19 protein-coding genes and 1 pseudogene are annotated in these 20,681 nt (G+C 68.5%); 9 read left to right on the top strand and 11 right to left on the bottom strand.

Annotated elements, in window-relative coordinates:
• Positions 1 to 44: 44 nt before the first annotated feature.
• Genes ACYQ8Q_RS44175 through ACYQ8Q_RS44165 form a run of 3 tightly spaced genes read right to left on the bottom strand, consistent with a single transcriptional unit; the run spans position 45 to position 4,670 of the window.
• Entirely contained in the window at positions 45 to 2,210 is a 2,166-nt protein-coding gene (locus ACYQ8Q_RS44175) for a 3-hydroxyacyl-CoA dehydrogenase NAD-binding domain-containing protein (protein ID WP_460073006.1), read from the bottom strand.
• A gap of 35 nt (positions 2,211 to 2,245) precedes the next feature.
• The gene (locus ACYQ8Q_RS44170) at positions 2,246 to 3,460 is read right to left on the bottom strand and encodes an acetyl-CoA C-acetyltransferase (protein WP_460073004.1); all 1,215 of its coding nucleotides are present in this window, start codon (positions 3,458 to 3,460) and stop codon (positions 2,246 to 2,248) included.
• 52 nt (positions 3,461 to 3,512) lie between these two features.
• Positions 3,513 to 4,670 carry an acyl-CoA dehydrogenase family protein gene (locus ACYQ8Q_RS44165; protein WP_460073003.1) on the bottom strand — a complete coding sequence of 386 codons (1,158 nt, stop codon included), beginning with the start codon at positions 4,668 to 4,670 and terminating at the stop codon, positions 3,513 to 3,515.
• Between the two features lie 118 nt (positions 4,671 to 4,788).
• On the opposite strand from ACYQ8Q_RS44165, the gene ACYQ8Q_RS44160 reads away from it, so the two are divergent.
• From ACYQ8Q_RS44160 to ACYQ8Q_RS44150, 3 genes are read left to right on the top strand one after another with little or no spacing between them, the layout of a single operon-like run.
• Positions 4,789 to 5,637: an enoyl-CoA hydratase-related protein gene (locus ACYQ8Q_RS44160; protein ID WP_460073002.1), complete on the top strand. Its 849-nt coding sequence runs from the start codon at positions 4,789 to 4,791 to the stop codon at positions 5,635 to 5,637.
• Positions 5,634 to 6,860, top strand: a complete 1,227-nt coding sequence (locus ACYQ8Q_RS44155; protein ID WP_460073001.1) for a TetR/AcrR family transcriptional regulator — start codon at positions 5,634 to 5,636, stop codon at positions 6,858 to 6,860. Before ACYQ8Q_RS44160 ends, ACYQ8Q_RS44155 begins: the two co-directional genes overlap by 4 nt.
• 26 nt (positions 6,861 to 6,886) lie before the next feature.
• Complete coding sequence (locus tag ACYQ8Q_RS44150) at positions 6,887 to 7,495, top strand: TetR/AcrR family transcriptional regulator (RefSeq protein ID WP_460072999.1); 609 nt, start codon at positions 6,887 to 6,889, stop codon at positions 7,493 to 7,495.
• A gap of 95 nt (positions 7,496 to 7,590) precedes the next feature.
• Here the strand turns inward: ACYQ8Q_RS44150 and ACYQ8Q_RS44145 are convergent, their stop codons facing one another.
• From ACYQ8Q_RS44145 to ACYQ8Q_RS44135, 3 genes are all read right to left on the bottom strand, one after another.
• Complete coding sequence (locus tag ACYQ8Q_RS44145; protein WP_460072998.1) at positions 7,591 to 9,129, bottom strand: acyl-CoA synthetase; 1,539 nt, start codon at positions 9,127 to 9,129, stop codon at positions 7,591 to 7,593.
• 139 nt (positions 9,130 to 9,268) lie between these two features.
• Entirely contained in the window at positions 9,269 to 9,658 is a 390-nt protein-coding gene (locus ACYQ8Q_RS44140) for a nuclear transport factor 2 family protein (protein WP_460072996.1), read from the bottom strand.
• 114 nt (positions 9,659 to 9,772) lie between these two features.
• The gene (locus tag ACYQ8Q_RS44135) at positions 9,773 to 10,672 is read right to left on the bottom strand and encodes a nuclear transport factor 2 family protein (protein WP_460072994.1); all 900 of its coding nucleotides are present in this window, start codon (positions 10,670 to 10,672) and stop codon (positions 9,773 to 9,775) included.
• 165 nt (positions 10,673 to 10,837) lie between these two features.
• On the opposite strand from ACYQ8Q_RS44135, the gene ACYQ8Q_RS44130 reads away from it, so the two are divergent.
• The 6 genes from ACYQ8Q_RS44130 to ACYQ8Q_RS44105 all read left to right on the top strand — a co-directional run bounded on the left by ACYQ8Q_RS44130 (position 10,838) and on the right by ACYQ8Q_RS44105 (position 16,073).
• The gene (locus ACYQ8Q_RS44130; protein WP_460072992.1) at positions 10,838 to 11,908 is read left to right on the top strand and encodes a LysR family transcriptional regulator; all 1,071 of its coding nucleotides are present in this window, start codon (positions 10,838 to 10,840) and stop codon (positions 11,906 to 11,908) included.
• Positions 11,909 to 12,334: 426 nt separating this feature from the next.
• Positions 12,335 to 12,601, top strand: coding sequence for a hypothetical protein (locus tag ACYQ8Q_RS44125; RefSeq protein ID WP_460072991.1), 267 nt, complete (start codon positions 12,335 to 12,337; stop codon positions 12,599 to 12,601).
• Between the two features lie 27 nt (positions 12,602 to 12,628).
• Positions 12,629 to 13,564: a VOC family protein gene (locus ACYQ8Q_RS44120; RefSeq protein ID WP_460072989.1), complete on the top strand. Its 936-nt coding sequence runs from the start codon at positions 12,629 to 12,631 to the stop codon at positions 13,562 to 13,564.
• A gap of 55 nt (positions 13,565 to 13,619) precedes the next feature.
• On the top strand, positions 13,620 to 13,841 hold the full coding sequence (locus ACYQ8Q_RS44115; protein WP_460072988.1) for a hypothetical protein: 222 nt from the start codon (positions 13,620 to 13,622) through the stop codon (positions 13,839 to 13,841).
• Between the two features lie 32 nt (positions 13,842 to 13,873).
• Positions 13,874 to 14,833, top strand: coding sequence for an NmrA family NAD(P)-binding protein (locus tag ACYQ8Q_RS44110; protein ID WP_460072986.1), 960 nt, complete (start codon positions 13,874 to 13,876; stop codon positions 14,831 to 14,833).
• Between the two features lie 307 nt (positions 14,834 to 15,140).
• Complete coding sequence (locus ACYQ8Q_RS44105) at positions 15,141 to 16,073, top strand: LLM class flavin-dependent oxidoreductase (protein WP_460072984.1); 933 nt, start codon at positions 15,141 to 15,143, stop codon at positions 16,071 to 16,073.
• 103 nt (positions 16,074 to 16,176) lie between these two features.
• Here ACYQ8Q_RS44105 and ACYQ8Q_RS44100 read toward each other — a convergent pair.
• From ACYQ8Q_RS44100 to ACYQ8Q_RS44080, 5 genes and pseudogenes are all read right to left on the bottom strand, one after another.
• A pseudogene (locus ACYQ8Q_RS44100) lies at positions 16,177 to 16,986 on the bottom strand (IS5 family transposase); the annotation flags it as partial.
• Positions 16,987 to 17,023: 37 nt separating this feature from the next.
• Complete coding sequence (locus tag ACYQ8Q_RS44095) at positions 17,024 to 17,836, bottom strand: acetoacetate decarboxylase family protein (RefSeq protein ID WP_460072983.1); 813 nt, start codon at positions 17,834 to 17,836, stop codon at positions 17,024 to 17,026.
• 174 nt (positions 17,837 to 18,010) lie between these two features.
• Positions 18,011 to 18,916 (bottom strand): VOC family protein, encoded by a 906-nt coding sequence (locus ACYQ8Q_RS44090; protein ID WP_460072982.1) that lies wholly within the window; start codon positions 18,914 to 18,916, stop codon positions 18,011 to 18,013.
• Entirely contained in the window at positions 18,913 to 19,773 is an 861-nt protein-coding gene (locus ACYQ8Q_RS44085) for an alpha/beta fold hydrolase (RefSeq protein ID WP_460072980.1), read from the bottom strand. Before ACYQ8Q_RS44085 ends, ACYQ8Q_RS44090 begins: the two co-directional genes overlap by 4 nt.
• Entirely contained in the window at positions 19,770 to 20,681 is a 912-nt protein-coding gene (locus ACYQ8Q_RS44080) for an alpha/beta fold hydrolase (RefSeq protein ID WP_460072979.1), read from the bottom strand. The genes ACYQ8Q_RS44085 and ACYQ8Q_RS44080 overlap by 4 nt, the downstream gene beginning before the upstream one ends.

The raw sequence follows: 20,681 nt of genomic DNA, 5'->3' as shown, positions 1-20,681 counted from the left end.
TCACGACGGCGGAGTCGGCCACCCGGCTGAAGCCGGCATACAGGTCAGACCAGAGACGCGCCCTGGTCCGCCGTCTCTACGAGCGAGGCCGGCGGCGTGAAGCGGTCGCCGTACCGCTCGGCGAGTTGCCGGGCGCGTGCGACGAATCCGGCGAGTCCGCCGTCGTACTGGTTGATGTACTGGATCACTCCGCCCGTCCAGCCCGGGAACCCGATGCCGAGCAGGGAGCCGACATTGGCCTCGGGCACGGAGCGCAGCACGCCCTCGTCGAAGCAGCGGACGGTGTCGAGGGATTCCGCGAACAGCATGCGTTCCTGCATGTCCCGGAAGGGGATCTCGTGGCCAGGGCGGGCGAAATGCTCGGACAGCCCCGGCCACAGGCCGGTGCGCTTGCCGTCGGTGTACGCGTAGAACCCGGCGCCGGAGGAGCGTCCTTCCCGGCCGAACTCGTCGATCATGCGGTCGACGACGGCCTCGGAGCCATGGGTCCGCCATTCCCCGCCCCCGGTCAGCGTCGCGGCCTTGGTCTCCTCGCGGATCCGGCGCGGCAGGGTGAGGGTCAGTTCGTCCATCAGCTGAAGTGCGGGAGCGGGGTAGCCGGCCTGGCGGGCGGCCTGTTCGACGGAGGCGGGATTCAGGCCCTCGCCGACCATGGCCACCGCCTCGTCGAGGAACCTGCCGATCACCCGGCTGGTGAAGAACCCGCGGCTGTCGTTGACGACGATCGGGGTCTTGCCGATCTGGCGGGCGAGGTCCACGGCCTTGGCCAGCGCGGCGTCGGAGGTCTTCCGGCCGACGACGATCTCCAGGAGCGGCATCTTGTCGACCGGGGAGAAGAAGTGCAGGCCGATGAAGTTCTCCTGGTCCCGCACCGCCTGTGCCAGCCCGGTGATGGGCAGCGTGGAGGTGTTGGAGCCGAGCAGGGCACCGGGTGCCACCACGTCCTCGATCTCCTGGAACACCTTCTGTTTGAGTTCGGGGCTCTCGAAGACCGCCTCGATGACGAGGTCGCAGCCGCGCAGGTCCTCGGCATCCGCCGTGGGTGTGATCCGGGCGAGCGTCCCGTCGGCGCGCTCCCGGGTGGTCCTGCCCTGGGCGACGGCCTTGTCCAGCAGCTTCGCCGAGTATCCCCGGCCCTTCTCGGCGGCCTCGGCGGAGACGTCCTTGAGGACCACCTCCAGACCGGCGCGGGCGCAGACGTAGGCGATGGCCGCGCCCATCATTCCGGCGCCGAGCACCGCCACCCTGGTGGCCCTCCAGGTGTCGAAGCCGGGCGGCCGGTTGCCGCCGCTGTTGATGTGTTTCATGTCGAAGAAGAACGCCTGGGTCATGTTCTTGGCGATCTGCCCGGTGACGAGCTCGACGAAGTAGCGGCCCTCGATGGTGAACGCGGTGTCGATGTCGACCTGGGCGCCCTCGACCGCGGCGGCAAGGATGTTGCGCGGCGCGGGGTAGTGGGCGCCGCCCAACTGCTTGCGCAGGGTGGCGGGGAGCGCCGGGAGGCTGGCGGCGAACGCCGGTGTGGCCGGAGTGCCGCCAGGGATCCTGTATCCCTTGACGTCCCAGGGCTGGACGGCCTCGGGGTGCTCGGCGATCCAGGCCCGGGCCCGCGCCGTCATCTCCTCCGCGGTGTCGACGACCTCGTGGACGAGGCCCAAGCCGAGTGCGTCGGCGGGGGTGTACCGCTGCCCCCTCAACAGCAGCTTGACCAGTGCGTCGGTGAAGCCGAGCAGGCGTACGGCGCGCACGACGCCGCCCGCGCCGGGCAGCAGGCCGAGGGTGACCTCGGGCAGGCCGAACCGGGAGTCCCTGGTGTCGAGGGCGATGCGGTGGTGGCAGGACAGGGCGAGTTCCAGGCCGCCGCCGAGCGCGGCGCCGTTGATCGCCGCGACGACGGGCCTGCCCAGGGTCTCCAGGCGGCGCAGCAGGCTCTTGATCCGGGTCACGTTGGCCATCGCCCCGGCGGCGGCGTCCGCCTCGGTCGCGATGAGTTGTTCCAGGTCTCCGCCGACGAGGAAGGTCGTCTTGGCCGAGGTGACGATGACACCGGTGATGGTGTCCCGCTCGGCCTCCAGCCGGTCCAGCACTGCGGCGAGTGCGTCGACGAACGCGATGCTCATGGCGTTGGTGGAGCGGCCCCGGGCGTCCATGGTGAGGACGACTACGCCGTCCGCGCCGTGCTCCCAGCGGATGAAGTCCTGCTCGTTCATGGCGGTGTCTCTCGTTTGGGTGGGACGCGAGGGGGTCACAGGCGCTCGACGACGGTGGCGATGCCCATCCCGCCGCCGACGCAGAGGGTGCACAGGCCGTAGCGCAGGTCGCGCCGTTCCAGCTCGTCGATCACGGTGCCGAGGATCATCGCGCCGGTCGCGCCGAGCGGATGGCCCATGGCGATGGCACCGCCGTTGACGTTCACCTTCTCCAGCGGGAGGTCCATGTCCTTCATGAAGCGCAGGACCACGGCGGCGAACGCCTCGTTGATCTCCACCAGGTCGATGTCGCCGATGTCCAGACCGGCCTTGGCCAGGGCCTTGCGGGTGGCCGGGGCCGGGCCGGTCAGCATGATCGTCGAGTCGGCGCCGGACACCGCGGTGGACACGATGCGGGCGCGCGGAGTCAGCCCGGCCTCCCGGCCGGCCCGCTCGCTGCCGATGGCCACGAGGGAGGCGCCGTCCACGATGCCGGAGGAGTTGCCCGGCGTGTGCACATGGTCGATCTTCTCGACCCAGTGGTACTTCTGCAGTGCCACGGCGTCGAAGCCGGCCGCGTCACCGAGCGCCGCGAACGACGGCCTCAGCGCCCCCAGTCCGTCGAGAGTGGTGTCCGGCCGGATGAACTCGTCGTGGTCGAGGACCGTCAGGCCGTTGCGGTCCTCCACCGGTACGACGGACCTGGCGAACCGTCCCCCCGCCTGCGCCTTCGCCGCTCGCTCCTGCGACAGCAGCGCGTAACAGTCGACGTCCTCACGCGAGTAGCCCTCGACGGTCGCTATCAGGTCGGCGCCGATCCCCTGCGGGATGAAGTAGGACTCGTACGACGTCTCCGGGTCCATCATCCAGGCACCGCCGTCGGAGGACATCGGGACCCGGGACATCGACTCGACACCTCCTGCCAGCACCAGGTCCTCGAAGCCCGACCGCACCTTCTGTGCCGCGATGTTGACGGCTTCCAGGCCCGATGCGCAGAACCGGTTGAGCTGCACTCCGGCGGTCGTCTCGGGCAGGCCGGCGGCGAGGGCGGCCGTCTTGGCGATGTCGGAGCCCTGGTCGCCGACGGGTGTGACGACGCCGAGGACGACGTCGTCGATCAGGCTCGGGTCGAGGGCGGGGTGGCGGCGCCTGATCTCGTCGATCAGGCCCACGACCAGGGAGATGGGTTTGACACCGTGCAGTGAGCCGTTCCGCTTGCCTCGGCCTCGGGGGGTGCGGACGGCGTCGTAGACGAACGCTTCTGTGCTCATGGGGGTTGTTCCTCTCTGGTGACCCGTCTTCCGGTGACCCGTCGCCGGCGGCTCAGAGCGAGCGGGCGATGAGTTCCTTCATGACCTCGTTCGCGCCGCCGTAGATGCGCTGGACCCGGCCGTCGGCGAAGATCCTGCCGATCGGGTACTCGAGCATGTAGCCGTAGCCGCCGTGCAGTTGCACGCAGCGGTCCACGACCTCGGTCTGGCGGTCGGTGATCCAGTACTTGGCCATCGACGCCGTGACCGCGTCGAGTTCGCCGCGCAGATGGCGCGCGACGCAGTCGTCCAGGAAGACCCGGCAGACGCGGGCGACGGTGGCGCACTCCGCCAGTTCGAACCGGGTGTTCTGGAGTGCCATCAGCGGCCCGCCGAACGCCTGCCTCTCCGTGACGTACTCGACCGTCATGGCGAGCGCTGCCTCCATCCAGGTCAGTCCGAGAGAGGCGATGATGAGCCGCTCCTGGGGCAGCTGGTCCATCAGCTGGGCGAACCCGCGGCCTTCTTCGGGTCCCAGCAGGTTGGCGGCGGGCACCCGCACCTCGTCGAAGAACAGTTCGGCGGTGTCCGTGCTGTGCTGGCCGACCTTGTGCAGGACCTTGCCGCGGCGGAAACCCGGAGTGCCGTCGTCGACCTCGGCGACGACGAGCGAGATGCCCTTGGCACGCAGGGCGGGATCGGTCTTCGCGACGACGACCACGAGCCCGGCGTTCCGCCCGTTGGTGATGAAGGTCTTGGCCCCGCTGATGACGTACTCGTCGCCGTCGCGTCGCGCGCGGGTGACGATGTTCTGCAGGTCCGAGCCCGCACCGGGCTCGGACATCGCGACCGCCCCGATCAGCTCGCCGCTCGCCATTCTCGGCAGCCACCGTCGCTTCTGCTCCTCGGTGCCGTAGGCGTTGATGTAGTGGGCGACGATCCCGGAGTGCACGCTGATGGCCATCGCCCCGGCGCCGGCGCGCAGTTGCTCGTCGTACACGACCAGGTCGTGCGCGATGGTGCCGCCTCCCCCGCAGTACTCCTCGGGGATCGATGTGCACAGCAGGCCCAGCTCGCCCGCGCGCCGCCACAGCTCCGGATCCGGATGGCCCTGTTCCGCGAACTTCTCCTCCAGCGGAGCGGCCTCCTTCACGAAGAAGGTGCGAGCCAGATCCCGCACGGCCACCAGCTCTTCGGTCTCCCAAGGGGACCGGTGCCGTGTCACGCCCATCCGTCACCTCCACAGCGATGTGACCTAATGGCGATTAACCATGTGCGACAGAACCCTTGCTGTCAACGCACTGCAACCACATAATCGCACCTATCAATCATTAACTTAGGAGGGTGATGTGGGCGTATACCGGCAGGTGACGTACGTGGCGTCCGAAGGTGTGGCGACCATCACGCTCGATCGCCCCGGGGCGCGCAACGGCTACACGGTGCAGATGGCCCAGGAGCTGCGGCACGCCTTCGACCGCGCGGACGCGGACGACGACGTGCGCGCGGTGGTACTCACCGGAGCCGGCCGCGACTTCTGTGTCGGCGCGGATCTGTCCGGCGGCGGCTTCGAGGTCACCGAGCCGGGACAGAACGATCTGCCGCCGCTCGAACTGGAGCCGGCAGGCTGGGTGTCGTCACGGATCTTCGCCATGAACAAGCCGGTCATCGCCGCACTCCACGGAGCCGCGGTGGGTGCGGGCGCGACCGTACCGCTGGCCGCCGACTTCCGGCTGGCCGCGACCACGGTGAAGATCGCCTTCCCGTTCGTCCGGCGGGGGATCGTGGCCGAGGGCGGTTCCACCTGGTTCCTGCCTCGCCTCGTGGGCCTGCCCAAGGCGCTGGACTGGATGATGACCGGCCGGCTCGTCCAGGCCCAGGAGGCACTGGAGGCCGGGCTCGTGCACAGCGTCCACGAACCGCAGGCGCTGCTGGACGCCGCGTACGGCCTGGCCGGCGAGATCATCACGCACACGTCTCCCGTGGCGGTCGCCATCACCCGGCAGATGATCTACCGTATGTCGCCCTTCGACTCACCGCAGCTCGCCCACGACCTGGAGACCCGACTGGTGGCCGATCTCGTGCACAGGCCCGACGCCGCGGAAGGCGTCGCCTCGTTCCTGGAGAGGCGGCCGCCCAAGTTCCCGGCCCGGGTGTCCGAGGGCCTGCCCGACTTCCTTCCCTGGACGGGTGATCAGTGACCGGGCAGGCGCACACCACCAGCCGCCGTCCGGCACGGGCCCGGCGTGAACAGCTCGCCCTGATCGCCGCGGAACTCTTCGCGCGGTACGGCTTCCACAACGTGTCGGTGAACGACATCGCCGCCGCCGCGGGGATCAGCGGCCCCGCGATGTACCGGCACTTCCCCGGCAAGCAGGCCCTCCTCGATCACATTCTGCGCACCGGCCTGGAACAGATCCTGGCCCCGGTCACCACACGACTCGGCCCCGGAGCACCCCCCGTGCCTTCCGGCGCCGACCCGGCACAGCGCCTCACGCAGGTCTACGAGGACCTGGCCGCCGCCATGACCGGCCGACCCGAGATCGCCGCCCTGTGGCGCCGTGAACGACGCCATCTCGACGGCCCGCAACGAGGGGTCATCGCCGCCACGATGGGCCGGGCCGCGCATCTCGTCGTCGGTGAACTGCACCGGGTACGACCGGACCTACCGACCGGCGACGCCGAACTCCTGACCTGGGCTGCGGCCAGCGTGCTGGGCAGCATCTCCGACCACCGGGTCCGCCTGCCCCAGCCCGCGACGGAACAGTTGCTGGCCGCGATCGCCATGAACGTGCTGACCACCGAGCCGAGATCCGCGGCCCCGGGAGAAGCGGACAGACAGTCTTACGCGGAGCCCGGATCGCTGAACACCCGCCATGAACAGCTCATCACGGTCGCGGCACAGCTGTTCCGCGACCGCGGCTACCGCGCGGTGACCATGGAGGACATCGGGGCCGCCACGGGTATCACCGGGCCCAGCATCTACAGCCACTTCACCGGCAAGGCCGAACTGCTCCAGGCCATCGCCAACCGGATCGGTGAACGGCTGCGCCAGACCGCCGACCACGCCCGCACGACGGACCAGTCACCGCGCCAGACCCTGGACCTTCTCATCGGCTCGTACGTCGACACCGTCACCGACTATCGCGACTTCGTGGCGACCTACTTCAGCGAAGGCCACAACCTTCCCAAGGCCGCCGCCGCACAACTGCGCCGCTTCCAGAGGGCATACACCGAGCACTGGGCGGACCTGCTTACCGCCGCCCGGCCGCGACTGCCCAGGAAGGAAGCCCTCATCCGGGTCCACGCCTCCTTCGCCGTCGCCAACGACATCGCCCTGACCAGACTCGTCCTGGGCCGCCCCGACGAAGCCGCCGAGCTGCGCGGACTCATGGCAACCGTGCTGGCCCACAACGTGCCGTAGTAACTGATATCGAGGAGACGAAGCAGATGACTGAGATCGCAACGGCGCGTCGCAGTCGGATTTCGCCCGGCCGTATCGCCGAGCTGTACGAGGCCGTGCTCGACCTGCTCCGGGAGGTCGGCTACGACGCCCTCACCATGGGCAGCGTGGCAGCGCGCACGAAGTCCAGCAAGGCGACCCTCTACCGCCTGTGGGGTGGCAAGGCGGAGCTGGTCGCGAAGGCGGTGCGCCACAAGAAACCGGGCGGCACGGATATCGGCGAAATAGACACCGGATCCCTCAAGGGTGACCTCCATGCCCTCACCTTGCGTCAGAATGACGCCGAAATCGAGCAGAACTCCGCGCTGATGCGGGGTCTGGCCATGGCGGTCCACTCCCATCCCGACCTCCTGGACGCCCTCCGGGAGCATCTGATCGACCCGGAGACGGCGGAGTTCCGATGCGTGCTGCAACGGGCGGTCGACAGGGGTGAGATCCGCGCCGACAACGAGGCTCTCGACTACATCATGCACATGATCGTCGGAGCGTTCGTCTCCAGATCACTCATCGAGAAGCGGGCGCCCACGCAGACCTTCCTCATCTCCTACATCGATGCGGTGGTCCTTCCCGCCCTGTCCGCCCGGCAGCTCCCGTGAGCACGGCGGCGGGTCGACACCCGTGCGGATGAGTCCGGCCGCGGCAGGCACTTCGCGGATGCGGCCTGCCTCGGCCGGGGGCATGCCCGTCGGCGCTACTTGACAGCGCGGTCCATACCTTTCCAGTACGGTTCGCGCAGGTCCCGCTTGAGGACCTTGCCCGCGGCCGAGAGGGGCAGCGCCTCGACGAACTCGACGCTGCGGGGCGCCTTGTAGCCGGCGATCGCGGCTTTGGCATGCTCACGGATGTCCTCGGCGGTGGCGGTGGAGCCGGGCTTGAGGACCACGACGGCGTGCACCCGTTCGCCCCACGCGTCATCGGGGACGCCGATGACCGCGCAGGAGGCGACACCGGGGTGCCGGGCGACGACGTTCTCCACCTCGGCCGAGTAGACGTTCTCGCCACCGGAGACGATCATGTCCTTGATCCGGTCGACGATGAAGACATAGCCGTCCTCGTCCATGTAGGCGCCGTCCCCGGTATGCATCCAGCCGTCGCGAAGGGCCTCGGCGCTCTCCTCGGGTCTGTTCCAGTAACCGGGCATGACATGACCGCCCCTGACGAGGATCTCGCCGACCGAGCCGCGCGGCACTTCGGTCCCGTCCGGCGCACCGATACGGATCTCGCAGTGCGGGGCCGGCCGGCCCGCCGAACGCAGTCGTCGGCCCTCGGCGTGGTCTTCCGCGGTGAGCAGGGTGGCGACGGGAGCCACCTCGGTCATGCCGTACGCCTGCACGAAGGAGGCGTCCGCGAAGACCCTCATGGCGCGCTTGAGCACGGCCTCGGAGATCGGGGATGCGCCGTAGAGGATGCGGCGACAGCTGGACAGGTCGTAGTCGTCCAGCGAGGGATGGTCGACCACCGCCTGCACCATCGTCGGTACCAGCAGCATCGACATCACCTTGTGTGTCTCGACGGCCTTCAGTACGGCGACGGGGTCGAACACCGGGAGGATCACATGCGTGCCGCCCATGACGTTCTGCATCAGCCAGACGCACAGGGCGGCCACGTGGAACAGGGGCGCGCAGTGCAGCGTGCGTCCACCGGCCGAGGTCAGACCCGCGTACGCCTGGCTGCCCAGCGCGGAGGTGAGGAGGTTGGCGTGGGTGAGCATGACCCCCTTGGGGAAGCCGGTCGTTCCGCCGGTGTAGAGGACGGCGGCCAGCGTGTCCCCGCCGAGCCGCAGGTCCGCCACCGGTTCGGTCGCCCCGATGAGGTCCTCGAAGCCGAGCATCCCCTCCGGCACCGGGCCGTCCCCGCAGTACACGACCGTGTCGAGGGCTTTGCGCAGCTCCGGCACGACGGACACGAACGCGTCATCGACCAGCAGAACCCGCGCTCCCGAGTCCTCCAGGGAGTAGAGGATCTCCGACGCGGCCCACCGGATGTTCACCGGCACCACAGCCGCGCCCGTCCACCAGGACGCGAAGAAGTACTCGTGGTAGCGGTCGGAGTTCAGGGCGAGCATGGCCACCCGGTCCCCCACACGGAGACCCAGCTCCCGCAGGGCGCCGGCCAGACGGGCGATGCGTTCCGCCGATTCGGCTGCTGTCCGCACCCGCTCCCCGAAGACGGTGGAGGGCTTGCCAGGCCCCTCCTGGACGGCCCGGTGGACGCTCTGGGTGAGATACATGGCAACTCCTTGGAGCATGGGCAACGTCTGTGTGGGGTCCGGAACTGCGCGGAAGGGGCGGCACGGTGCCGTGCCGGGCAGTGCCGCCCCGTCGCTCGACGCGGCCGCCCGTGTCTACGGGCTTCGCCTCAAGGGTTTGTCAGGAGGAAAGCCGGGCCATAAGGGCATCGGCATCGTACGGATTCTCCCAGTGCTCCGTTATCTTGCCGTCCGCGAACCGCCACAATCCACAGAACGGTGTCGCCAGGTCATCGCCGATCATCATTTTCCCGAACGCGACGCCGAAGAAATCGTTCGCATATATGTGCTCGACCGAAATATCCAGGATGTCTGCGGCGATTTTGATCGAGGCGGCTTCGTATTCCAGCACCTTCTCTTTGCCTCTGATCTGGATCCGGTTTCCGTCCGGATCACGGACCGGGATGTGCAGCACGACATCATCGGCTACGAATTCGGCGACAGAGGAGGAGAGGCTGCCGTAGATGGTCCGCAGCGTCGACACATTGGGGTGGTCATTCTCGTCTACCACGATGACACCTCGAAATCTTTCGATGTTCGTTTCGTTGACCAGCCGGCCACGAGTTCCCGACGGATTCCGTCGGGCCGGGCTTACGGCCGATCCGGCACCGGACGGAGCGGGCGGTCAGAAGAGCGGGAGGTCGGGCTCCGGTCGGCGCGACGCGAAGAGCCACTGCCCGTTCTGGTCCCGAACGAGTTCGTCGGTGGTCCGGCCGGACGCCAGCGTCACATACTGCCCGCCGACGGAGCCGTCGACCCCGGCGAAGCCACGGACGACCAGCCGGTCGTCCTTGGCCTCTCCTCCATCGGTCCCCTCACCGGCCGGCGTGAAGACGAGGTGGTGGGTCCAGTGACGGCTCTGGCTGTCGCGAGCTGCCCGGTCGGCGGCCATACCCGCCGCCATCGCACGCAGATTCGTCACGGTCGTCACACCGTCGGGCACATGGAAGACGGCGTCCGGGGCGAAGAGCGCGGCGAACGCCTCCACATCGCCGGAATCGACACTGGCGGCGTAGCGGGCGTACAGCGTCTGGATCTGGATCCAGTCATGCGCACTGACACCCACCCCGGCCACGGGCTGCGCGTCACCCAACTCCCAGTCCCGGGTCTGCGACAGCGAGGCGAGCTGCCATCCCACCGGGCCACCGCGCGTCAGCCGCAGGCTCCAGGTCCCGCCCCACAGCCGAGTCGCCGGGGAGGGCGAGTCGACCACCCGGCTGACCTGGTAGGGCAGCACCACCTCGCGCGCGTCTTCCCCAGTCGCCTGAAAACTCAGCTCGCGGCCCAGCATCACGGACACCGTGGCGCCGTCGCCCCCGAAGGCCTCAACCCATGCCGAGACGTCGTCCCCGTAGGGGTCCAGGCTCACGGACGGAGCCAACACGTCCTCGGCCTCGGACAGGTCGGCTCCCTGAACGCACCGGATCAGACGGTGCAGCACCTCGTCGACCGCCCGCTGATCGACCAAGCCGGCGATTGCGGCCAGTTCCGCGGGCGCCAATGCGGCAGACGTCGTCGTGGTCATCGGACCACGGCCCACGACGGGGACGTCTGACGGCTGGAGAGAGCCGGGCCCTGATCCGGCTGTCGTCCCTTTGCGGCGTCCTCGCCCTTCGCCGACGCGGAGGCATCTGCCGACCGGCCGACTACACTGATTGTCACCATTACAAGCCACACCCTTCCCGAAGAGTTGACGTTCGGTAAGCATGACCCGGGCTGCCCAGAGCGGGAAGAGCTGATTGCTGATGACGGCATCGCGATCGCTGATGGCGGTCGTGACACGCAACACAAGGTTGGTCGGATGCGCCTGCAAAACATTGACGCAAACCTGCTCCGCTCGCTGCGTGCGCTCCTGGAGGAGCGCCACGTAACCCGTGCCGGCATTCGGGTAGGTCTGGGGCAGCCTGCGATGAGCGATGCGCTGGCGCGCCTGCGTCGAATTTTCGAAGATGAATTGCTGGTCCGCGTGGGCGGCAAATATGAGCTCACCCCCGGCGGGATGGCACTGCTGGATCGCGTCGCGGTGGCCGTGGATGCGATAGACCGCCTGATGGCGGTAGACCCGAACACTGATCAGCGCAATATGGACCGGGAATTCCGCATCTGGGCCACCGACATCAGTCTCGTGCTTGCGAAACCGCTGCTTCGCCTGCTGGCGGAGAAGTCGCCGAACACGAGAATCTGCTTCCTCGACATCAACCTGGGCGCGGAGGAACCCGAGTTCGCGTTGCGCACGGCGGACGGCGTGCTCGCGCCGCGGGGCTTCATCGGGGACCTGCCGTCGTTGCCGGTCTTCACGGACAACTGGTGCTTCATCGCCAGCAGGGAACACGCGCCGCCGGGATTGATGTTCACCGTGGACGAACTCGCGCGCCGTCCGTGGGTCGCCACCTACCGGACCCAGCAGGCCATGAGCCCGCCCCGCCGTGAACTGTCCATCCTGGGCCGGGATCTGAACATCGTGAGCGTCGTCGAAGGATTCATGTCCTTGCCGTCGCTGGTGTCCGGTAGCAGTCGTCTCGCGTTCATGCCTCGCCGTATGGCCGAGCTGGGCAGCCATCCGGACCTGGCCGTGCTCGACTGCCCCTTCCACGTTCCCCCGCTGATCGAGACGTTCTGGTGGCACAAAGCCCGTCAGGACGATCGTGAGCACAAGTGGCTGCGCGAAATGATCACAGCCGCGGCGGCTGAGCTGGCCGAGCCCGTGCCGGTGACGGCGGAGCAGTCGATGCCGCCTCGGGAGGTCACTCAGCAACGGTGACCTTCCCTGCGCGGGCGGGAAAAGGAACGTCCGGCTGACGAAGGACGGCTCGATGCCGTACGCCGCTTCGACAAGGGCGTGCCGCGGGCGGAGTGATCCGGTACATCAACCAGTACGACGGCGGACCCGCCGGATTCGTCACGCGGGCCCGTGAACTCGCCATGCGTGCAGTACGGCGGCCGTTCCACGCCGCCGGAATCACTCGCCGAGACCGCGGGCAAGGGCGCATCAGCAGCCTGACCTGCATGTCATTGACACCACCGATGTGTCCATACGAACGATCCGCTGGTCAGCACCGCTACCGGACGTCAGAGTGGCAGCAGGCCGACGGAAACGCATCGGTGACCTCCCGGACACGAACAGGCGACCGTCAGACGACGGGTCCGTGCCGTCCTCGCCCACCGATCGAACCCGAGGAGGACAGCGATGCCGTGTCCCGCTTCACCGCCCCTCGGCACGCCGTTGCCCCTGTCGATCGAGTTCGGTGCGGGCGGGCCGCCGACGGCGCCGGTGAACGGCATCGGAGTGGACGGACCGGACGAACCGGAAGAGGCCGGCCAGAAGGCCACCGACGCCTTCGGCGACGGCGACGTCCGTGACGTGGACACCGGCCACAACACGTCGGGCCAGAACCTGTTCGACGCCTTCGCACCCCGCGTTCGCCTCGTCCCCCTTCGTTCCCAGCCAGCCTGATCCCGCCACGAGAATCGGAGTTCCACTGTGCCCGACCGTCTGATCACCCATCTCCGGCACGTCGATCTGGCTGTGCCGGACTACACCAAGCAACTGGCCTTCTACCAGGACCTGTGGGGCCTGGAGAAGGTCGCAGACGACACCGGTATCGCGTTCCTGGCGGCCGTAGGCTCGCCCGAGCAGTACGTCGTCCGGCTGCGGAAGGACGAGCGCAAGCGCGTCGACCTGGTCGCGTTCGGCGCGGCCACCGCCGCCGACGTCGACGCGGTCGCCGCCCGGCTCACCCTGGCGGAGGTGAAGCTGATCACCGAGCCGGGCAAGCTCAACACCCCCGGTGGGGGCTATGGGTTCCGGTTCTTCGACCCGGACGGCCGGGTCGTCGAGGTCTCCTCGGACGTGGCGCCCCGTGTGCACCGCAAGGTGGAGGAGAAGGAGTCCATCCCCGTGCGGCTGTCGCACGCCGTCATGAACTCGCCCGCCCCGGAGGTCCTGGTCGCGTTCTACGAGCAGCACCTGGACTTCGCCGTCTCCGACATCCTCACCCACCCGACCGTCGGCAAGGGGATGTGGTTCATGCGCTGCAACCCCCAGCACCACAGCTTCGCCATCGCCCGCGGCCGGCACGCCTCACTGCACCACGTCTCCTTCGAGATGCGCGGCATCGACGAGTACCTGCGCGGAACGGGCCGTCTGAAGCGGGCGGGCGTGGAACTCCAGTGGGGGCCCGGACGCCACCTCGGCGGGGACAACACCTTCAGCTACTTCATCGACCCCAGCGCCAACGTCATGGAGTACACCACCGAACTGGAACTGCTCGACGAGGACGCCTGGCACCCGCACGTCTACGACTTCACCGAGCCGAACGTGCAGGACCAGTGGGGCACGGCCAACTCCATCGAGGACATGATCGCCAGGGCCCCCGAGGATCTCCCCGACCCGGTCTTCGTCGCGCCCCCGGTCTGATCCTGCGAGTCCGCCTCCACCTCTCCATCGCGCGACCGGACTTGAGGATCCAGACATGGACGAGTACTTCCCGGGCAACTGCGCATGGAACCTCACCGTCGTCGCCGCTCCGAACGGCGGCGCGACGATCGACCAGGCGCGGCAGGGGCGGGGGCACCGCGGACTCACTCGCCGCGTGGACGGCTGCCGCGGACCGCTCATTCGCGGTCCCGGCGCGCTGCCCGAATACGGAGCGTTCGGGCAGCAGGCCACCCGAGACGCGGTTTCCTCGGTCTGATCGCTTTCTACGAAGATCTTCGGAGGGATGAAATGTCTGAGATCGGCAAGAAGAAGCAAGTCCCACGCACCGTGCTGGTCTTCGGTGCGGCCAAGCGAGTCGGACGAGCCCTCGTTCGGCACCTGCAGTACAAGGCTCCCGGCATAGGCCTGCGACTCGCGAGCACCACTGACGCCGGCGTGCGGTCCCTGAGCGAGGAGTTCCCCGGAGCGACGTGCGTCCGGGCGGACTACAACGATCCACAGACCCTCAAATCGGCCGTCGAGGGAATGGAGGGCATATTCGTCGTCACGCCCTCCGTCTTCGACGAAGAAGCCGGTATGAAGAATCTCGTGAACGCGGTCCTCGACGCGGGCACGGCCACACACATCGTGCGTCTTGTCGGATTCGCTCCGGGCAGTACCGAGACGGACTTCCCTGACGACATCGCGCACTTCGGGGCCGCCAAGCACTTCGTGGCCAGGAGGGTTCTCGACGCGGCCAAACTCCCGGTCACCTATCTCAACGTGGCGTCCACCTTCACGGACAACTACTTGCAGCAGGCTCGCCTGGTACGTGAGCAGCGGAAATTCGTCTACCCGAACCGGCTGATACCGCACATCGACTCCCGGGACGCGGGAGAGGTCGCAGCCGAACTGCTGCTCTCGCCCGACGAGCGTCAGATCCATCAGCTGTACTCGATCACCAACGGTCAAGACGTCATTGACACGTACGAGGCCGCGGCCATGCTGTCGGACGTCCTCAAGGTCAAGCTCGAGGTGGACACCTCGCAGGAGGCCTACCAGGAACTGCTGGCCCCTATGTTCGAAGGGCGTTGGGCTGATCCGGCGGCCGGCATGCGCGCCATGATGAGCTACTTCGAGTTCGAAGCCGGCGGTGCGGCCTTCCTGTCCGTCAGCGACTGCGCGGAGCGGATTCTCGGCCGGAAGCCTCTTTCGGTATACGGCTGGTTCCGGGAGCACAAGCATCACTTCGAAAGCCCTGCGAAGTAGTCGGTTCGGCCACCTCGAACGGGACGGTGCTCACGGTCCACGGCGGTTGTGCCGCCGTCAACCGTGAGCACCGTCCCGTTGGCGCCGGAGGAGTGCGGGCCGAGCAGCGCCGGTGGCGTCCGGTACGTCACCCGCCGCGATCCCCCGGCGTCGGCCGTCACCATGGCTCCCCTCGCATCTGTCACCCCACACGCCGGCCGGGCGTGCGCAACGGCCTGCGGCAATTCGGCACCAGAGGGTTGCGCGGGACGAGGACGAGAATTGTGTTTGAGTCCAAACAGTATCCAGGCGAAGACGGCAGGGCTCCATGACCGCCACACCCCGCATGCTGCTCGTCCTCAGCGAGAACTGGACCCTGACCGGGGACCGCGCCGATCTTCCGGCCGTCGTCCGCTGGGCACGCGAGGCCGAGGACGCGGGGTTCGACTCCGTCATGATCAGCGAGCACATCGTGCTCGGCCCCGACGCCGGGGCGGGCGGCATCATGGGCAACCCCCGCGACTGGGCGCTGCCGGGCAACCAGGACCCGTACACCCCCTGGCCCAACTCGCTGCTGATCCTGGCCTCCATCGCCGCCGTCACCGAGCGGCTGCGGCTGGCCGCCGCCGTGCTCGCCCCGCTGCGCCATCCGCTGCTGCTGGCCCGGGAGCTGGGCACCCTGGACCTGCTCAGCGAGGGCCGCCTCATGGTGCAGCCCACGGTCAGCTGGAGCCGCGACGAGTACAACGCGCTCGGCGTGCCGTTCGCCAGGCGCGGCAAGCTGCTGGACGAGCACCTCGCGGTCTGGGCGAAACTGTGGAACCCCGACTCCGGCCCGGTCAGCCACGAGAGCGAGTACTACGGCTTCAAGGACGTCTACTTCGAGCCCAAGGCGCACCGCCCCGACGGGCCCCGGCTCTGGTTCGGTGGCGAGACGCTGCACGGCCCGGTGCTGCGCCGCCTCGTCCAGCACGGGCACGGCTTCCACCCGCTCGGGCGGCCCACGGACCAGGAACTCCAGACCCTCAAGGACGCCATGGCCGCGGCCGGGCGCGACATCGCCGAGCTGGAGATGATCGGCGGCACCCGTCCGGTCTTCCCGGACGACCACTCCCCCGCCGACCTCGGCCAGGCCCTGTCCTCGATACCCGAGCAGCTGGAGCAGGGCTTCGGGCTCTTCTGCGTCAAGCCCAACCAGGTCATCGACGACCCGGCCGGCATCGGCGCCTTCTGCCGCGACGTGATGCAGCGCGTCGAGTGATTCGGCCAGTAGGCCCCGCACTGCTCACGCATGCGAAAGGGCCCGCGGGCGGGCCCTTTGCGTCATCGGTCGGCAAAGTGTCCCCAAGGTTCTGTCTCCTTGGTCGGCGTCGGGTCCGGATGAGGATGCCCGCGAGGTGGAGTGCGGCCTGGTAGGCGATCGCGAACTTGTCGGTTCGTGTGACCGGGCCGCGCCACTGTTGGAGGTGGTTGATGCACCGTTCGACGGTGTTCCGCTGCTTGTAGGCCTCCGCGTCGAAGCCGGGCGGACGGCTGCGGGATGACGGCACGGATGCCCCGGCGTCGCAGGTGGCTGCGGATGACGCGGGAGGAGTACGCGCGGTCGGCCAGGGCAACGAGAGGTCGGGTCCTCGGCCTGCCCGGCCCGCTTCGGGGCACGCGGATGCGGGACATCACGTCTCGAAGGCGGGTGCATCACCTGCCTGGCCTGCGGTGACGGTGAAGGCGAGGGGCCGTGCGCAGCCGTCTGACGCCAGGTGGACCTTGGTGCTCAGCCCTCCGCGGGAGCGTCCGAGCGCATGATCGGCGGGCTCACGGAAGTGGACTGCCCCTTTGAGTGCTCCGGCAGCGTGCTGGTGGGCCCGGACGACTGTGGAGTCCACACCGTGCAGTCGATGTCGTCGTCCGACGGCGTCCGCCGCCGCCAGGACGGCGGCGAGGACCATCTCCCACCTGCCGTCGACGGCCCATCTGATCAACCTCTTGTGAGCGGTCCGGAACGAGCCGAGCTCGTCGGGAACGTCCCGCCAGGGCGAGTTGGTGCGGTACTTCCACGCGATGGCCTCAAGAGTGCGCCGGTGGTCGGCCCATCGCCGCCCGCGGACCGGATCCGCCGACATCAGCGGCTCGATCCGGTCCCGCATCGCATCGGTGATCACTAATCGGACAGGCACATCCGATCAACTGACCAACCCATCGAAGAGACACGCGCTAGCCCAGTCCCGGACCGTCCAGCGGGACGCCGCCCGCGACGGGGAACAGGCCCTCCGCGACGGTCACGGTCACCGGACGGAAGGCGAGGGGTTCGATGCCGGCCAGAGCATTGATCACCGGATACTGGAAGGGGATCTGCTGCCAGCTCGCTGGTTTGAACTCGAAGCTTCCGTCGGCCACGCCCCGGTAGCGGACCTGAGGTACCGGATGGCCCTCGGGTGGGCGTCGGTGGTCGTAGGTGAGGTAGCTGATGTCGGCCTCCTCCAACGAACCGACACGGGGCAGATACCGGTGTGTGAACACAGGGGCCGGGGGTGCCGAGGGTGGGCCGTCGCCGCTTTCGGCGGTGCGGATGTCGGTCCATTCGGCCGAGAAGAACGGCGTCCCGTCCCAAGAGGCCGTCGCCCGCGTCGGTTGGCTGTCGTGCGCGGGAACGGTGATGTCGGCGGGCAGCTTTGGGTGTCCGAGCTCGTCCCGGCCGGTGAGGATCGGCTCACACCTGCTTTCCCACAACACGGCGACGAAATCGCCGAGCCGCACGCCGGTCGCTGTCGGTACGCTGACGGGATAGCTCACGGCCACGATGTTGTAACCCCGCCCCGCCAGCCAGTGCAGATTCTCCAACCGGACGACATCAATTTTCAGAATCGCCTCCCGCAAGATCGCCGACGGCGGCAGGAACCTCTCCAGATCATGCCGCCGAACTTCTGCGGTAAAGGTGAATACGGTGGTCCGCTCGACGTAGTCGGTCGGGTCGACGTCCGACGGGACGTTCCGTGGGCCGGGAAGCGGTCCGAAAACCGTGGGCATGCGTCGGCGGTTCAGCAGTTCTCCGCCCGCCGGACTCCCGGGGGCCGGGGCCGCCATGGGGCGTGACACACTCTCGCTGGTCATAGTTCCTCCCACCCGGTGGCGCGGCGCGATGCCCACCGCCACCTGGTTGTCGACTGGAAAGCCGTACATTCGGCGATGCCCGCGCCCGGATCAGTCCTTCCGGCCCACGGGACCCGCACCCTCGACCCACCGGTGCCCCCAATGGCTGCCGAGGGGATCTTCGAAGAACACCGACGTGGACCATTCCGGGGCGCCGTCGCTGAAGCCGTACTCGATCTGGAAGCCGCTCGGTGTGGTGACGTAGAAGGAGACCATCGCGTCGTTGACGTGCTTGCCCAGGCCACGGACAAGCACACCGTGCGCGTGGGCGCGGTCCAGGGCGAAACCGACGTCGTCGAGCGAGCCGACTTCGATGCCGATGTGCAGACAGCCGGCCGGCATCGCGACACCGGCCAGAGCGAGGCTGTGCTGCCGCCCGTTGCAGCTGAGGAACCGGGCCTTGCCCGCGGCTCCCCCCGGCGACGCGATGGTCCGGGAGTTGGCCGTGCGGAAGCCTCCGACCTCGGACCAGAACGAGACGGTCTCCGCCAGCCGGTCCCCGGTCGGCAGCACGACGTGGCCGAGGCCGTCGTCGTCCGTGACGAACCGGCTCACGCCGGTGGGCGACACGAAACGGGTGGAGTCGACGATCGGTCCGCAGGAGATCTCGTGCACCGCTCCCGAGGGGTCGCGGAAACTGAACATGTCGAGGACCTCGCGGGCGGCCAGTTGCGCCGACGTACCTTGCACGACCTCGATGCCGCCGGCTTCCAGGCGTTTGCGTGCCGCCCCGAAATCGGCCTCGCTCGTCGTCACCCATCCGGCCGCGGCGAAGCGGCCCTCGTCCGCCGGTTCGATCACGATCCGGGCGGCACGCTGGTCCATCTTGAGCCTCAGCGTCGAGTCCGGTCCGTCGACGGCCATCATCCCGAGCACGTCCTGCGCCAGAACCCGCCAGGCGTCGACGTCGCTCGCGCCGACCACCACATAGCCGAGTTCCGCGATCCCGATGGTCATTCTTCGGCCTTTCCGTGAAACGTCTTGATGAGCTCGTCGAATTCGCCCGGCTTCTCCAGCTGGGACCAGTGGCCGCATCGGCCGAGCACGTGGAGCCGGCTGTCGGGGATCGCCTCCAGCAACCGCAGGCTGATCTCCAGCGGGACGATGCGGTCGGCCTGGCCGTGAATCAGCTGCACGGGATGCGGAAGCGAGGTCAGAGCATCCGGGTCGACGGCATACCCTCCGGCCGAGAAGGTGGCCAGGTGGGAGCGCCGGACCTCCGGCGAGGCGGCGAGTTCGATGCGGTCCCTCGCCAGGGCGTCGAGATCGCCGAAGGCGGACGGATCGAAGAGGAAGCACCGCATGAGTGAGCTGAGCGCTTCGGCGGTCGGGTCGTCGTAGAACGTGACCAGCTTCAGCAGGTCCGGTCCCGGCGGGAAGGCCACTCCTCCGCTGCCCATCAGGGTGACGCGCCGAATCCGCTTCGGCTGGGCCACCGCCATCTCCAGGGCGATCAGCCCGCCCATCGAGTTCCCGACGAGGTCGACCTGTTCGAGGCCGAGTTCGTCGAGCAGCTCGAACAAGGCGTCGACGCGCGCCCGGGTGAAGGCCTCCATGCCGTGCGGCGCGGGGTCGGGATGGGCGCTGTGCCCGAAGCCCAGCACGTCCGGCGCGATGCAGTCGAAGCGGTCACCCAGCCGCTCGATGGCACCCTCCCAGTTGGAGGTGGCCGTGACGCCGGGGCCCGATCCGTGCAGGAACACGATGGTCCTGTCGAGCCCTTTGCCCTTGCGGTAGTAGCGGGAATTGCCGCTGGGGAGTGAGACGTCGAAGGTGTCGTAGGAGACGTCTGTCCGAGTGGTGTCATTGGTCATCGCTGATCGACCCCTTCGCCTGTCGGATCGGTGCGCGTCGCGCCGCGCGCGAGGAGCAACTGCTGCCGCAGGAACGCGAGCACGACAGAGTTGTGTTCGTCGGCCTGTTCGTACTGCGCCCAGTGCCCGACCTGGGCGCAGTGGTATTGCGCGCCCTTGATGCCGGCCGCGAGGGCGCGACCTGCTTCGTCTCCACCGACGTTCGCGCTGCCCCAGTAGACAAGGGTCGGGACGTCGAGTGCGGCCAGCTCGTCGGGCCCGAGCAGGAACGGGTCGCACGCGTCGCTGCCAAGATAGTTGCGGGCGACCTGGCGCAGCGCGGCGTTGACCTCCGGGCGCTCGTAGATGCCGCGCCGGACCTCGATGATCTCGTCGTCCACAGCGCCGGTGTCGTGGAACAGCATCTCCAGGCGCGCGCGGATGCCGGCGGTGCTGACATCGCCGAGTGCCGCCAGCTGCCCTGCCAGCACCCGTTGCCGCAGCTCCTCCGTGAGGCCCTCCCCGGTCGGGGACAGCCCCATGGGAGTGGTGAGCACGAGGGCGTCCACTCGCTCGGGATGCCTGAGGGCGTGCAGGGCGGCGACCCACCCACCGAGTGACTGGCCCTCGATGCTGTAGTGGTCCCAGCCCATGCGCTCGACGATCTCCTCGACCTGCGCGAGGAAGGTGGGCAGCAGCTCCCGGTCGACGGGCGGGGTACCCGAGCCACCGTGCCACAGCAGATCGATCGCGACCACGTGGTGCTCTCGCGCGTATGCGGGGATGTTGTGCCTGAAGTTCTCCAGGGAACCTCCCTGGCCGTGCAGCAGGAGCAGCCCCGGGCCCGTTCCCATCTGCAGGACACGCGTCGTGTAGGCCCCCGTGACGGTGTCCACACGCGAGCCCCACAGGTCAGTCCAGATCGTCAT

The organism is Streptomyces sp. YKOK-I1, from assembly GCF_054660435.1.
This window is presented reverse-complemented; position numbering and strand designations above follow the sequence as displayed.